This window comes from Caballeronia sp. ATUFL_F2_KS9A (assembly GCF_023630765.1).
Taxonomy (GTDB): Bacteria; Pseudomonadota; Gammaproteobacteria; order Burkholderiales; family Burkholderiaceae; genus Caballeronia; species Caballeronia zhejiangensis.
In genome coordinates this window covers 48,781-61,838 of record NZ_JALQEK010000030.1, presented here as the reverse complement: position 1 = coordinate 61,838, position 13,058 = coordinate 48,781, and the positions used below count along the sequence as shown (strand labels likewise).

Genomic DNA, 13,058 nt, shown 5'->3' with positions numbered 1-13,058 from the left:
CGCGCTCATGTCCAACATCATCAAGTTCGCCATGCTTCTGATCGGCGCGCTGCTCATCGCGCTCATCGTGCGCGTCGTGGTCGCGAGCGCTTCGCGCCCGGCCAATCAGCCCGTGACGACCGAGAAGGTGCAGGTGAGCGCCGCTGATCTGCCCCAAGGCCTGCTTCTGCGCGACGAAGACCTCGCGTGGAAGGCGATGCCCGCCAACCAGATTCCGCCCAACGCGATCATTTCGGGCGCGCAGAACGCGCCCGACCTCAAGGGCGCGCTGCTGCGCCATCCGGCCGCGAGCGGCGCGGTGCTGACCGCGGCCGATGTTTTTTTGCCGAACGCACCCGGCTTTCTCGCCGCGACGCTCAAGCCCGACATGCGCGCCGTGTCCGTCGCGGTCGATGACGTCTCCGGCAACGCAGGTCTGATTCAGCCGGGCGATTACGTCGATCTGTTGCTGACGCAGCAAATGGAGCGCCGCACCGATTCGCCGGACATGGCCGTATCGAGCGAAACCGTGGTCGAGCACGTACGCGTGCTGGCCGTCGGCTCGGAGATCAAGCGGCCCAAGAACAACGGCGACAGCAGCGAGCCCATCGCGCGCGCCCGCACCGTGACGCTCGAAGTGACGCCGCGCATGGGCGAGGTCGTCGCCGTGGCGGCGCGCCTCGGTTCCCTTTCGCTCGCGCTGCGCAGCTTCGCGACCGACAAGCGCGATCCGAACGCATCGGCGACTGCGGCGGCGCCTGCATCGTCCGCGCAGCACGCGCCGATCTGGGCCGGCGACATCTCGCGCGCCGTCCGCGATCTGCCGCGCTCGCGCCAGACGCAGGTCAGCGCGCCGGTTCGCGTGGCGGCGCCCGCGCGTCCGGTCACGATCTATCGCGGATCGGAGAAGGGCGAAGCCGGTGCGACGGTCGCGCAGGTCGGCGGATCGTCGGACGCCGCGCCGCCGATTCCGAGCGTGCCGGCCCGATGAGCATCGTCCGCCGCGGCCGAACGCGGCGCCGATATGGAGCAGCAGCATCAAGTCACGGCAGCACAGTGCCAGGATCGAATCTCATGAGAACGCAGTTGGACTTCAGCAGCATCGAAAGACGGAGCGCGCGAACCGTGCGGAACGCACGAATCGCGCTCGCGTGCGCCGGCGCGCTGCTGGCGGGGTCCGTAGCGGCGGCGCAGCCGGTCATGTCCACGAAGCCGGGCGATGACGCCGCGCCCGCCATGCAGCTCGCGCAGCAGACTCGCGTGCGCGCCGCGGCGCCTGCGCGGACCGCGCTCGCCGCCCAGGCGGACGCCGCCGTCACGCTCGGCCCGCTTACGCTCGACGCGGGCAAGGGCACGATGCTGCGCCTGCCCGAGGATGCGACTTCGGTGTTCGTGGCCGACCCGTCGATCGCGGACGTGCATGTGCCTTCGCCCAAGACCGTGTTCGTGCTCGGCAAGAAGAACGGCACGACGACCTTGTATGTGCTCGGGCCGGGCAACAAGACGCTGCTTCAGCGCACCGTGGTCGTCGCGCGCGACATGCTCTCGGTGCGCAACATGCTCGCCGCGCGCTTTCCGAACCTGAACCTGCAGACGAGCTCGGGCCAGGGCTCGCTGCTCGTCTCCGGCCAGGTGCCGACTTCCAGCGATGCCGATGCGATCGTGCAGGCGCTGACGCCGTTTCTCGCCGACAAGGAAGTGCTCATCAACCGCCTGACGGTGGACCGTCCGCTGCAGGTGCAGTTGCGCGTGCGCATCACGGAAGTGGACCGCAACGTGACGCAGCAGCTCGGCATCAACTGGCAGGCGCTCGGCAATTCGGGCAACTGGCTCGGCGGGCTCTTCGCGGGCCGCGCGATCCAGAATCTGAGCCAGCCGATCGTCGGTTCGAACGGCGGCGTCGTGTATCCGATCAACCTGCCGTCCAACAACGCGTTCTCCGTTCTCGCGGGCTTCAAGGCGGGCAATACGGACATTCGCGCGCTCATCGACGCACTGAATCAGGAAGGCCTGCTCACCGTGCTCGCCGAGCCGAATCTCGTCGCGATGTCCGGCCAGACGGCGAGCTTCCTCGCGGGCGGCGAGTTTCCGATTCCCGTCTCGCAGACCAACGGCGCGATCTCGGTCGAATTCAAGCAGTTCGGCGTCAAGCTCGACTTCACGCCGACCGTGCTCAACGAACGCCGCATCAGCCTGAAGGTGCGCCCGGAAGTGAGCCAGATCGATTCGACCGCGAGCGTGACGACCGGCGGCGTGACCGTGCCGGGCCTCTCGGTGCGCCGCGCCGATACGACTGTCGAGCTGGCGAGCGGCCAGAGCTTCGCGATCGGCGGGCTGTTGCAGAGCAATACCACCGACATCGTTTCGCAGATTCCCGGCATCGGCTCGATTCCGGTGCTCGGCAAGCTGTTCTCGTCGTCGAATTACCAGAACAACAAGACCGAGCTGGTCATCATGGTGACGCCGTATCTCGTCGAGCCGACCGATCCCGCGAAGCTGCGTTCGCCGCTCGATTCGCTGATCTCGCCTTCGAGCGACGTCGAATACAGCTTCCAGCGCAAGGCGGGCGCGCAGCCGTCCGCATCCGAACCGCGTCTCGTCGGCGCGGCGGGCTACGTCTACTGAGCGCCCAGCCATGAAACTCGCACTTCGCCCGACCCGCGTCTCGACCCTCGCCGTGCTGCTCGCGCTCGCGTGCGGCCTGTCCGGGTGTTTCCACCCGCCGCGCAACATGCCCAACGAATCGGTGATCGGCTATGACGGCACCGGCGCCGTGCCGCCCGATTGCGCGGCGCTCTCGCGCCCGCCCGTTCTCTCCGATGCCGGCAGGCAGCGCCCGTCGATGCAATGGGGCTGCGCGAACTACACGAATCTCGCGGCGCAGCTCGCGCATCCGGCCGATATCGTCGCGCCGCAGCCGCTCGGCCCCGCCGACGGCGCGACCGCCGCCAGCGCGATGCGCCGCTACGAAACCGGCCACGTCCTCCAGCTCGACAAGTCGTCGACGCGCGATTCGAACTAGCGCCTTCACGGACCGAGAACATGAGCACCACCGAGATCAGCTTCTTCAAAGGCAAGCAGGGCGTCCGGATCGCCGACTTCATCGCGTTCGTGGCGGACCGCAAGACCGAGCAGGTCCTGAAGAGCTTCGTGCTCGAACAGGCGATGCCGCACGTTCACATCGCCGTCGGCAACGTGGACGACGCCATCGCGCATCTGTCGAAGATCGAGCGATCGCCGCTCTTTCTGCTCGTCGATCTGGAAGGATCGGTGATGCCGCTCTCCGACCTCGGCCGTCTCGCGGAAGTGTGCGAGCCCTCGGTGCAGGTGGTCGCGATCGGGGAGCGCAACGACGTCGGCCTGTTCCGCAGCCTGCTCAAGATCGGCGTGCGCGACTATCTCGTCAAGCCGCTGACGGTCGAGCTGCTCAAGCGCACCGTCAACGTCTCCGAGGGCAAGGTGAGCCCGGTGACGCTCGCGCGCGCCGGCAAGACCATCGCGTTCGCGGGCGCGCGCGGCGGCGTCGGCGTGACGACGCTCGCGCTCAATCTCGCGCGTTATCTCGCCGAGGACACGCATCGCCGCGTGGCGTACGTGGACCTGAAGATGTGCGGCGGCGCCGCCAACAGCATGCTCGGCACGCAGAGCAACAACGGCCTCGTCGACGTGCTGCAGAACGTGCATCGTCTCGATCCGCAATATGTCGAACGCACGCTGGTCTCGAACGGCAGCCGCCTGTTCATCCTGTCGGCGGATATCGACTACGGCACGACGAAGCAGTTCGAGCCGGGCGCGCTGCGCCGCGTCGTCGAGCTCTTGTGCGACAGCTTCCATTACGTGATTCTCGATATCGGCGATCCGAACGGCCCGCTCGCCGCCGAAGCCTTCGATCACGCGTCGCGCGTGTATCTCGTCGCGGACCGCTCGGTGCATGCGACGCGCGAGACGATCCGCATGCTGCGCTACATCGAGGATCGCGACAACAATCCGCCGACTTCCGTGGTGCTCAACAATCCGAACGCGGCGGCCGCAGGGAAGGTGCAGCAAACGGATTTCATGACGGCGATCGGCCGCACCGTGCTGCACGAAGTGCAGTTCGAGCCGAAAGCGCTCGCGACCGCCGAGAACCTTGGCGAAGCGCCGGTCGAGCGCGCGCAGAACGGCTTCACGCAGACTATCGCGCGCATCGCCAATGACCTCACCGGCCAGCACGCGACGGTCGAGCGCTCGTTCCTGAGCAAGTTCAAGCTCCGGAGGGCGTGATGTTCGGGCAAAAGCAGGTGCGCGCAGAGCCGCCGTCCGATTCCCGCGACGGCGCGAACGGACAGCCGCAAGGTGAGGCGCCGCCGCTTTCGCTCGTCGAGAAGCAGGCCGCCGCGCCCGCGCCTGCGCCCGTGCGCTCGCAGCAGCCGGACGGCAACGAAGCGCTCGTGCGCTCCGATCTCTTCAAGACGATCCGCGCGGGCGTCTTCGCGGCGATGAATCCGTCGGCGGCCGTCGGCAAGACGCGCGAGCAGATGAAGCCTGCGGTCGAAACGCTGGTGCTCGATGTCGCGGAGCGCGAGCGCCTGAACGTCACGATCGCGGAGCAGGTGCAGATCGTCGGCGAGCTGCTGAACGACATGTTCGGTCTCGGCCCGATCGAACCCTTGCTCGCCGATGAAACCATCACCGACGTGCTCGTCAACGGTCCCGATCAGGTCTGGGTCGAGCGGCACGGCCGGCTCGAACTGACCAACTGCAAGTTCCGCGACAACGCGCACGTCGTCAACGTCGCGCAGCGCATCGCGGCGGGCGTCGGACGTCGTGTCGACGAAAGCAGTCCGATGGTCGATGCGCGTCTCGCCGACGGCAGCCGGGTAAACGTCGTGCTGCCGCCGCTCGCGATCCACGGCGCGTCGATCTCCATCCGCAAGTTCTCGAAGCGCAACATCACGCTGCATCGCATGGCGACGCAGGGCAACCTGTCCGCGCAAATGGCGACCGTGCTCAAGCTCGCGAGCACATGCCGCCTCAACATCATCGTGTCGGGCGGCACCGGGTCGGGCAAGACGACGCTGCTCAACGCGCTGTCTCATTTCATCGGTCACGGCGAGCGCACGGTGACGATCGAGGATGCGGCCGAACTGCAACTCGTGCAGCCGCACGTCGTGAGTCTGGAGACGCGGCCGGAGAATGCCGAAGGTCTCGGCGCCGTGACGCAGCGCGATCTCGTGCGCAATGCGCTGCGGATGCGCCCGGACCGCATCATCCTCGGCGAAACGCGCGGCCCCGAAGCGTTCGACGTGCTGCAGGCGATGAACACCGGCCACGACGGTTCGATGACCACGATCCACGCGAACACGCCGCGCGACGGCATCACGCGTCTCGAATCGATGGTGATGATGGCGAACGGCAACCTGCCGCTCTTGTCGATCCGCCGGCAGATTGCGAGCGCCGTGCATTTCATCGTGCAGATCGAGCGCATGCGCGACGGCATGCGGCGCGTGACGCGCATCACCGAGCTCGTCGGCATGGAGGGCGACGTCATCATCACGCAGGATCTGTTCACGTTCCGCTACGACGCGAGCGCCTACAGCGAAGAAGTGAAGGGCGTCTTCGAAACCGCCGCCGTGCGTCCGGCCTTCGCGCAGCGCGCCGCGTACTACGGCCTCGAAGATGCGCTTCTGGAAGCGATGAAGCCATGAACCTCGTCAATCTCATCACCGTCGCTTCGTTCGTCTGCGTGATGCTGTTCGGCGTGATGGTCGTCATCGTGCAGGACATGCGCAACAATCAGCCGCCGTCGCGCATCCGCCAACGCATGCAGACATCGTTCGCCGGGCGCGGCGCGAACGTGGCGAAGGCCAGCAAGCACGATCTCGACATCTTCCACGTCAATCGCCACGAGAACGCTTTCACGCGCTGGACCGGGCCGCGCCTCGCGCGCCTGCGCACGGTCGCGGGCGCGAACGGCCTTCGTATCGTGATCGTCGCGACGCTCGCGGGCGAACTCGTCGCCGTCATCGTCAACCGTTTCGCTCCGATGCCGGATTTTCTGCCGCCGCTCGTGTCGATCGGCCTGCCGGTGCTCGCGCTGACGCAGTCGTACCGCTTTCTCGTCGAGCGTTTTCGCAAGCGCTTTCTCGACGGCTTCCCCGATGTCATCGACATGATCGTGCGCGCGGTGCGTGCGGGCGTGCCCGTGACGCAGGTGATCGGCAGCGCGGCGAGCGAATGCCGCGAGCCGCTCAAGAGCGAGTTCCAATTGATGGCCGATTCGCTGCAGGTCGGACTCGATCTGGAAGAAGTGCTCGCGGTGGCGATGCGGCGCATCGAGATCGCGGATTTTTCGTTCTTCTGCGTATGTCTGCTGCTGCAGCGCGAAACCGGCGGCCAGCTCGGCGAGACATTGGAAAACCTGTCGGGCATCGTTCGCACGCGCCGCGAGATTCGCCAGAAAACCAAGGCGCTGACGGGCGAGGCGCGCATCACGACGAAGATTCTCGCGGCGATTCCCGTCGTCATCATGGGATCGATGTACGCGCTCAACCGCGACTATCTGATGGTGCTGTTCAACACCGATTCGGGTAACAACGTGCTCACGTTCGGCGTGATTTCCATCGTCGTGGGCCTGATCGTGATCGGCAAGATGTCGAAACTCGATACCTCGCGATGAACCAAAACCAGTTCGAAACGCTCATCAATCTGCTGATGCTGTTCGGCCTGTTCGCCGCGCTCGCGATCTGGTGGATGACCAAGCACGGCGGCACGCGCGGGCGCATCGCGGAGCGCGCGCGCATGGCCGCGGCCACGCACCGCTCCGACAACGTCGCGACGGACGACGACGGCGATACGATGACGCGCGGCGAGCGCGTGATGCGCCGGCTCGCGCGCATCGGCGACAAGATCCCGTTCTTCGATGCGAAATATCGGCTCAAGCTACAGAAGGAAATGGTGCGCAGCGGCTATCGCAGCAACCTCGCGGTGTCGATCCTGCTCGCGGTGAAATTCTTCTGCGGGCTCGCCTGCGCGGCGGCCACCGTGATGCTCGGCTCGCGCATTCCGATGGTCGGCGCGTATCCGGCCGCACGCGGCATCGCGATGCTGATGGTGTTCATCGTCGGCATGATCCTGCCGGAGTACGTGGTCGCGTTCCGGGCGTCGCGCCGCCGCAAGATGATGGCCGGCTGCCTGCCCGATGCGCTCGATCTGCTCGTCATCTGCACGAACGCGGGCAACAGCCTGGGCGTGTCGATCCGGCGCGTGGCCAACGAGCTGAAGACGATCTGCCCGCCGCTCTCCGACGAATTCGCGCTCGCCGCCGACGAGCTCAAGCTATCCGGCGACAGCACGCGCGCGCTCAACAATCTCGCCGAGCGCATCGATCTGCCGTCGATTCGCGCGCTCATCTCGACGCTCACGCAGTCGATGCGCTACGGCACGCCCATCACGCAGGCGCTGCGCACGCTGTCGCGCACCGAGCGTCTCGCGCATATCGTCTCGCTCGAAGAGAAGGCCGCGAAGCTCGCGCCGAAGATGGTCGTGCCGATGATGCTGTTCATTCTGCCCGCCATCATCTCGATCGCGGCGGGCCCTGCCGTCATTCAGTTGCTTGCGTTCATCGCGGGGAATAAATGAAGCCATCCTTCCAACGCACCGCGCGTATCGCGGCACTCGCCTCCATGCTCGCACTCGTGCTGGCCGCCACCGGCTGCACGACCACCGTGCGCCAGGCGACCGAAACGCGCCCCGTGCTGCGCAACTCCGCGCCGAGCACGATGAGCGAACTGCGCATCGCCGACACGGCGCTCGAATCGAACAACTTCGAGCTCGCGACTTCGCTGTACGAAAAGATCGTGCAGGCCGATCCGAAGTCCGTGCCCGGCCTGACGGGTCTCGGCAACACGCTGTACGGCGTCGGCGATTTCACGCGCGCGGGCGTCTACTATCAGCGCGCGAGCCAGATCGATCCGAAGGCGACGCCGCCGCTCATCGGCATCGCGCGCGTGGCGATTCATCAACGACGTTTCGCCGACGCCATCGCGACGTATCATCGCGTGCTCGCGATCACGCCGAACGATCCGCTCGCCTGCGCGGGCCTCGGCGCGGCGCTCGATCTCTCCGGCGATCACGCGCACGCGCAAGCGCTGCTGCGCGAAGCGCTGATCGCGAATCCGGGCGATCCGATGCTGTCGCTGAATCTCGGTCTTTCGCTCACGCTGTCGGGCGATCCGCGTCAGGGCGCGAACGTGCTGCTCGACGTGACGCGCTTTCCCGCCGCGCCGCCGCAAGCGCGCCAGAATCTCGCGCTCGCGTACGGCCTGCTCGGCAACGATGAAGCCGCCGCCGCGATCCTGTCGCGCGATCTGCCGAAGGCGTCGGTGCGCGACAACCTGCGTTACTACGAACTGCAGCGCGAGCGCGACGGACAGACGAGCGCGCAGCCGTCGAAGAGCGTCGCCGTCTCCGCGATCGCGACGCCCAAGGTCCAGACGGCGAGCGTGAAATGATCTTGCGCGCGCGGTCGCTCGGAAACTGCCGCTTCTGGAAGCGCATCGCGCGCGACGAGCGCGGCGTATCGGCGATCGAGTTCGCGATCGTCGCGCCGGTGCTGTTCATCCTGATTCTCGGCACGGTCGAAGTCGCGCTCGACATGATCGTCGACGCCTCCGTGCAATACGCGGCGCAGCAGGCCTCGCGCGCGGGGCTCACGACGACCGATCCGTCGAGCGGCACGCGCAGCCAGGAGGCGGCGCGCATCGTCAACAACATTCTCGGCGGCTGGAAGAACATCAACGGCACCGTCGATATCAAGACCTACGCGTACGACTCGTACAACGATATTTCCGCAGGCAACTACGAGGACACGATGGGCGGCTTCGGCGATGTCGTGCTCTACCAGATCACGGTGACGATGCCGACCTTCTCGGGCATTCCGAAGCTCTTCGGCATCAACTCGATGACCTTCCAACGCAACTATCTCGTGCAGAACGAAAAATGAAGCCCGTCAGCGCAACGATGCGATCCCTGTTCGCGGCGGCCGTCACGCGACGCGCGCGCTCGGTGTCGAAACGGCTCATGCGCTCGGAGCGCGGCGCCGTGACGATCGAATTCGTGATCGTCGTGCCCGTGATGCTGCTGATCCTGCTCGGCTTCACCGAGCTGTATCTGTACATGCGCGCCGTGAGTCTCGTCGAGCATACGGCGTTCACGCTCGCGGATTCGATCGGCCAGATGAGCAACGTCATCGACGACACGTCGGACAAGAACAACGCGACCAACGCGAACAGCCTCACGTCGATCTGGGCGGCGGCGGTCACGCTCGCGCAGCCGAACACGCTCGACAGCAAGGGCGGCGTCATCATCACGGCGATCTGCGACCAGAATGTGAACTGCAATTGCACGCAGATGGGCGGAACGCTCGCGCAGACCAAGGGCACGCCGGCGATCATGTGGAGCGCGAAGCCGAAATGGCAGCCGACGGGCATGACGTCGAGCGTCACGGCGACGAAGGTCGTGCCGAGCAACTGGCCGTTCCGCTACGGCGATTCGGCGGTGGCGATCGAAGTCTTCTACCGTTACACGCCGTTCTCGATGACCGCGCCGTTCTGGCGCAGCGCACCGGGCGAGACGACGATCTACGAGCGTGTCTTCGTTCGTCCGCGCAACGGGCAGGTGCTGGCGCTCTCGAACCCATCCTCGACCTTGTCGACATCGCAATGCGAAAGCAGCACGGCCCTCTGAGCGCGCGCAGCGCGCGCAATCTGGTGTGCGGCGACGAGGGCGCCGTCACGATGATGTTCGCGATCTGCGCGAGCATGATGATCGGCTCGATGTGCATGGCCATCGACTCGATCCACTACGAAATGACGCAGGCGCGCATGCAGATGGCGCTCGACGTCGCGACGCTCTCGGCGGGCGCGGATCTCGCGCACTACGACACCACCAAGCCCGCCGATCTTGCCAACTGGAAGACCGACGCGCGCGCGTTCTACGACGTCAACATGCCGTCGGGCTATCTGGCGCTGAACATGCCCAACGCGAATTTCTCGGCGTCGGTGACGGGCGCGCCCGCGACGGGGCAGACCATCAAGCTCTCGGCATCCGGCTCGATGCCGCTGCTCGCGCCGGTCTTCTTCGGCAAGGCTAAGACGGACACGGGTTCCGACAGCGGCAACAACCAGACCAATCCCGACACGGCGACCGTCAGCGCGAGCAACGCAGCGCTGCGCCTGCCCAAGAGCACGCTCGAACTGGTGATGGTGCTCGACAATACCGGCTCGATGTCCGACTACGCGAACACCAAGGACTACACGGCGGGCACGAAGATCACGGGCTTGCGCGCGGCCGCGCAGAATCTCGTCACCAGCATCTTCCAGTCGTCCACGACCGATTCGTATGTCGGCCTCGTGCCGTTCACGACGATGGTCAACGTGAAGAATGCGTTGCAGCCCACCGGCAAGTGGATCACGCCGCTGTTCGACAACTACAACGCCCAGCATATGTCGATGACCGCCAGCAAGAACTGGAAGGGTTCGGGCTGGGGCGGCTGCGCGGTCGAGCCGCGCGACGCGGGCGGCAACCTGCGCGCGGAGGCCTACGAGCCGGCGTCGTCGCCGAACTTCAGGCCCTTCTTCTGGAACGTGCCGAAGAACAGCTTCTCGGTGTACACGTACACCAAATCGACGAAGAACAAGATCACCACCTGCACGATCAACAGCAACCCGACCGTCACGGTCGGCGCGCCGCTCACGTATCTCACGAGCGGCAGCGTGACGACTTCGTGCGGTACGACATACTCGGGCGCAACGCCGCCCGCGATTTACGACCAGTGGTACGTCAATTCGAGCAGCAATTCGACTTCGACCACGACCTACGATCAGAACGGCAATACCAACTACGGCACCAACGGTCCGTGCAACATCGCGCCTGCGCTCTTTCTCACGAAGAGCCAGAGCGATCTGACGACCGCCATCACCAACATGAAGGCGGCCGGCTCGACGCTGATCCCGACCGGTCTCCTGTGGGGCTGGCGCATGCTGAAGTCGTCGTGGTCGGACAATGTGGCGGGCGCGGGCAACGGCTTCATTTCGACCGACACGTCCTTGCCGCGCCCGGAGACGACGCAGGGCTTGCAGCGCGTGGTCATCGTGCTGACGGACGGCGAGAACGATCCGGGCGGATCGACGGGCTTCATGCCGCCGCAAGCATTCAACGGATTGTCGGGCGTGGGCCGCGCGGATCTGACGTCGAGCACGGTGTTCCCCAAAGGCCCCGGCTCGATGGGCTCCGTCGACGACATCAACACCTACCAGCTCGCGGTGTGCTCGGCGATGAAGCAGGACGGCATCATCATCTATTCGATTACGTTCGGCACTTACGGAACGGATACGGCCAGCGTGAGCGCGCAGACGACGATGCAGAACTGCGCGAGCCCCGGCAACTACTATCACGCGCCGAGCAACACGACGCTCAATCAGATCTTCCAGCAGATCGCGGGCAATCTCGGCGTGCTGCGTCTTACGCAGTAAGGTTTTCGGGCGAGGCGGGCACGCACGTTGCTCGCTTCGTCAGGGCAAGTCCACTTCACCAAGGAGGTCCGACATGCCCGAAAAGAAAACTCTCGAGCGCGCGGCGAAAGCCAAACGCGAAGGCAAGTCCCCGAGCACGCAAGCCGGCGCATTCGTGAAGGAGCAGATCGATCACGTTCGCGAGGGCAAGCACGGCGCGAAATCGGCGAAGCAGGCCATCGCCATCGGTTTGTCCGAGGCGCGTCGCTCAGGCGTGAAGATGAAGCCGCCGAAGAAGGGCACGGCGTCCGAGGCGACACGCAAGAAGGCCGCGCAGGACACCAAGGCCGCGCATCGGACGAAGAAGAGCCCGAGCACGGAGTCGAAGGCGAAGCGCTCGGCAACGTCCACGCGCGTGCTCAAGCGCGAAAGCACCAAGGCCGCTTCGCACAAGTCGCTGTCGCGGCAGACGCATGCAGCCGCGAGCCGGCGCTCGGCGGCGGATCGCTCGGCAGCCGCGAAGAAGGGCTGGGCGACGCGCCGCAGGAACGCGGCCGCGAAGTCCAAAGGCTCGCATGCGCGTCACGCATCGCGTTGAATCGGCAGCATCCGGGCGTACGACACGGCCATCGTCGCGAGTTCCTGCGCGGCGGGCGTGAGCGGCACGCCCGCGCGGCGCAGCAGGCAGACGGGCGTTTTCCCGGCACGTTCGGCGATCGGCACGATCTCGACGTGCTCGCGAAAGAACGGATGTCCGGCGAGGCTCGCGGGTTCGAGCCCGAGATAATCGCTCGACGCAAGGCAATGCAGCGTGTCGAAGACCGCTTCGGTCGTCGCGGCGATGCGCGGCGGCGCGAGCTTCGCGTGCTCGAAGAGCGCCGATAGCTTGTTGGCCGGCGCGCCGCCGCCGCGCTGGCGTGTGCTGACCCATTCGGCGTTCTGCAAGTCGGCCAGTGCGCGCGAACGTGCGAGCGGATGACCGCGCCGCGCGATCACCGCGACGTCGGAATCGAAGAGCGGCGTCGTTTCCATGTCGTGGATGTCCGCGCCCGGTGCGATCAGCGCGAGCGCGAAATCGAGGCTGCCGTCGCGTACCCACGAAGTCAGCATCCGCGACGTCGCGCTCGTCAGATGCACATCGATGCGCGGACAGCGCTCCCGATAGCTCGCCAGCAGCGCGGGAAAAAGCCGCATGGTCGCTTCGGCCGCGAGTCCGAGCGCGACGCGACCCGTCAGTTCGCCGCGCAACTGGCGCATCTCGTCTTCCGTCTTGCGGCATTCCCCCAGAATCAAGTCGGCGCGTACACGCAAGCGCTCGCCGATCGGCGTGAGCCGCGCGCCGCGCACGTCGCGTTCGAAGAGCGGCCCGCCCGCGATCGCTTCGAGCTTCTGCAACTGCTGCGTGATGCCGCTTGGCGCAACGTCGAGCCGGCGCGCGGCGGCGCGCACGCTGCCCGCATCGGCGACGGCGACGAACATGCGCAACTGCGTGAGAGTCAGATCCACGTTCCGCGTCTCCGTCGGTGATCTCAAAAACTGAACATGATAAGCAAAACGCCTCTTTTTACGAGCGTTTTGGGCCCGTAC

General features: G+C 66.0%; 13 protein-coding genes. 12 read left to right on the top strand and 1 reads right to left on the bottom strand.

Annotated elements, in window-relative coordinates; genetic code table 11:
* The first annotated feature begins 7 nt into the window (after positions 1-7).
* The 12 genes from cpaB (at position 8) to NCS67_RS18265 (ending at position 12,069) form a co-directional block, all read left to right on the top strand.
* Entirely contained in the window at positions 8-970 is a 963-nt protein-coding gene (gene cpaB / locus NCS67_RS18320) for a Flp pilus assembly protein CpaB (protein WP_008352917.1), read from the top strand.
* A gap of 245 nt (positions 971-1,215) precedes the next feature.
* Positions 1,216-2,604: a type II and III secretion system protein family protein gene (locus NCS67_RS18315; protein ID WP_502801864.1), complete on the top strand. Its 1,389-nt coding sequence runs from the start codon at positions 1,216-1,218 to the stop codon at positions 2,602-2,604.
* 10 nt (positions 2,605-2,614) lie between these two features.
* Positions 2,615-3,001, top strand: coding sequence for a CpaD family pilus assembly lipoprotein (locus NCS67_RS18310; RefSeq protein ID WP_250436027.1), 387 nt, complete (start codon positions 2,615-2,617; stop codon positions 2,999-3,001).
* 20 nt (positions 3,002-3,021) lie between these two features.
* Positions 3,022-4,242, top strand: coding sequence for a CpaE/TadZ family protein (locus NCS67_RS18305; RefSeq protein WP_008352922.1), 1,221 nt, complete (start codon positions 3,022-3,024; stop codon positions 4,240-4,242).
* Positions 4,242-5,666 (top strand): TadA family conjugal transfer-associated ATPase, encoded by a 1,425-nt coding sequence (locus NCS67_RS18300; protein WP_008352923.1) that lies wholly within the window; start codon positions 4,242-4,244, stop codon positions 5,664-5,666. The genes NCS67_RS18305 and NCS67_RS18300 overlap by 1 nt, the downstream gene beginning before the upstream one ends.
* The gene (locus NCS67_RS18295) at positions 5,663-6,637 is read left to right on the top strand and encodes a type II secretion system F family protein (protein WP_250436026.1); all 975 of its coding nucleotides are present in this window, start codon (positions 5,663-5,665) and stop codon (positions 6,635-6,637) included. The genes NCS67_RS18300 and NCS67_RS18295 overlap by 4 nt, the downstream gene beginning before the upstream one ends.
* A complete protein-coding gene (locus NCS67_RS18290) occupies positions 6,634-7,599 on the top strand; it encodes a type II secretion system F family protein (protein ID WP_175979507.1) in 966 nt (321 codons plus the stop codon). Before NCS67_RS18295 ends, NCS67_RS18290 begins: the two co-directional genes overlap by 4 nt.
* On the top strand, positions 7,596-8,471 hold the full coding sequence (locus NCS67_RS18285) for a tetratricopeptide repeat protein (protein WP_250436025.1): 876 nt from the start codon (positions 7,596-7,598) through the stop codon (positions 8,469-8,471). The genes NCS67_RS18290 and NCS67_RS18285 overlap by 4 nt, the downstream gene beginning before the upstream one ends.
* On the top strand, positions 8,468-8,962 hold the full coding sequence (locus NCS67_RS18280; protein WP_250436024.1) for a TadE/TadG family type IV pilus assembly protein: 495 nt from the start codon (positions 8,468-8,470) through the stop codon (positions 8,960-8,962). The genes NCS67_RS18285 and NCS67_RS18280 overlap by 4 nt, the downstream gene beginning before the upstream one ends.
* Positions 8,959-9,705 carry a TadE/TadG family type IV pilus assembly protein gene (locus tag NCS67_RS18275; RefSeq protein WP_239294390.1) on the top strand — a complete coding sequence of 249 codons (747 nt, stop codon included), beginning with the start codon at positions 8,959-8,961 and terminating at the stop codon, positions 9,703-9,705. The genes NCS67_RS18280 and NCS67_RS18275 overlap by 4 nt, the downstream gene beginning before the upstream one ends.
* Positions 9,681-11,492, top strand: coding sequence for a TadE/TadG family type IV pilus assembly protein (locus NCS67_RS18270; protein ID WP_008352929.1), 1,812 nt, complete (start codon positions 9,681-9,683; stop codon positions 11,490-11,492). Before NCS67_RS18275 ends, NCS67_RS18270 begins: the two co-directional genes overlap by 25 nt.
* Positions 11,493-11,565: 73 nt before the next feature.
* Positions 11,566-12,069 (top strand): DUF6496 domain-containing protein, encoded by a 504-nt coding sequence (locus tag NCS67_RS18265; RefSeq protein ID WP_008352931.1) that lies wholly within the window; start codon positions 11,566-11,568, stop codon positions 12,067-12,069.
* On the opposite strand, the gene NCS67_RS18260 is transcribed toward NCS67_RS18265, so the two are convergent.
* Complete coding sequence (locus NCS67_RS18260; RefSeq protein WP_250436023.1) at positions 12,054-12,977, bottom strand: LysR family transcriptional regulator; 924 nt, start codon at positions 12,975-12,977, stop codon at positions 12,054-12,056. The two genes, NCS67_RS18265 and NCS67_RS18260, sit on opposite strands and share 16 nt — an antisense overlap.
* Between the last annotated feature and the right edge of the window lie 81 nt (positions 12,978-13,058).

Coding starts and splice junctions, on each gene's coding strand:
- cpaB (WP_008352917.1), top strand. CDS start 8: ATGTCCAACATCATCAAGTTCGCCATGCTTCTGATCGGCGCGCTGCTC.
- NCS67_RS18315 (WP_502801864.1), top strand. CDS start 1,216: ATGCAGCTCGCGCAGCAGACTCGCGTGCGCGCCGCGGCGCCTGCGCGG.
- NCS67_RS18310 (WP_250436027.1), top strand. CDS start 2,615: ATGAAACTCGCACTTCGCCCGACCCGCGTCTCGACCCTCGCCGTGCTG.
- NCS67_RS18305 (WP_008352922.1), top strand. CDS start 3,022: ATGAGCACCACCGAGATCAGCTTCTTCAAAGGCAAGCAGGGCGTCCGG.
- NCS67_RS18300 (WP_008352923.1), top strand. CDS start 4,242: ATGTTCGGGCAAAAGCAGGTGCGCGCAGAGCCGCCGTCCGATTCCCGC.
- NCS67_RS18295 (WP_250436026.1), top strand. CDS start 5,663: ATGAACCTCGTCAATCTCATCACCGTCGCTTCGTTCGTCTGCGTGATG.
- NCS67_RS18290 (WP_175979507.1), top strand. CDS start 6,634: ATGAACCAAAACCAGTTCGAAACGCTCATCAATCTGCTGATGCTGTTC.
- NCS67_RS18285 (WP_250436025.1), top strand. CDS start 7,596: ATGAAGCCATCCTTCCAACGCACCGCGCGTATCGCGGCACTCGCCTCC.
- NCS67_RS18280 (WP_250436024.1), top strand. CDS start 8,468: ATGATCTTGCGCGCGCGGTCGCTCGGAAACTGCCGCTTCTGGAAGCGC.
- NCS67_RS18275 (WP_239294390.1), top strand. CDS start 8,959: ATGAAGCCCGTCAGCGCAACGATGCGATCCCTGTTCGCGGCGGCCGTC.
- NCS67_RS18270 (WP_008352929.1), top strand. CDS start 9,681: ATGCGAAAGCAGCACGGCCCTCTGAGCGCGCGCAGCGCGCGCAATCTG.
- NCS67_RS18265 (WP_008352931.1), top strand. CDS start 11,566: ATGCCCGAAAAGAAAACTCTCGAGCGCGCGGCGAAAGCCAAACGCGAA.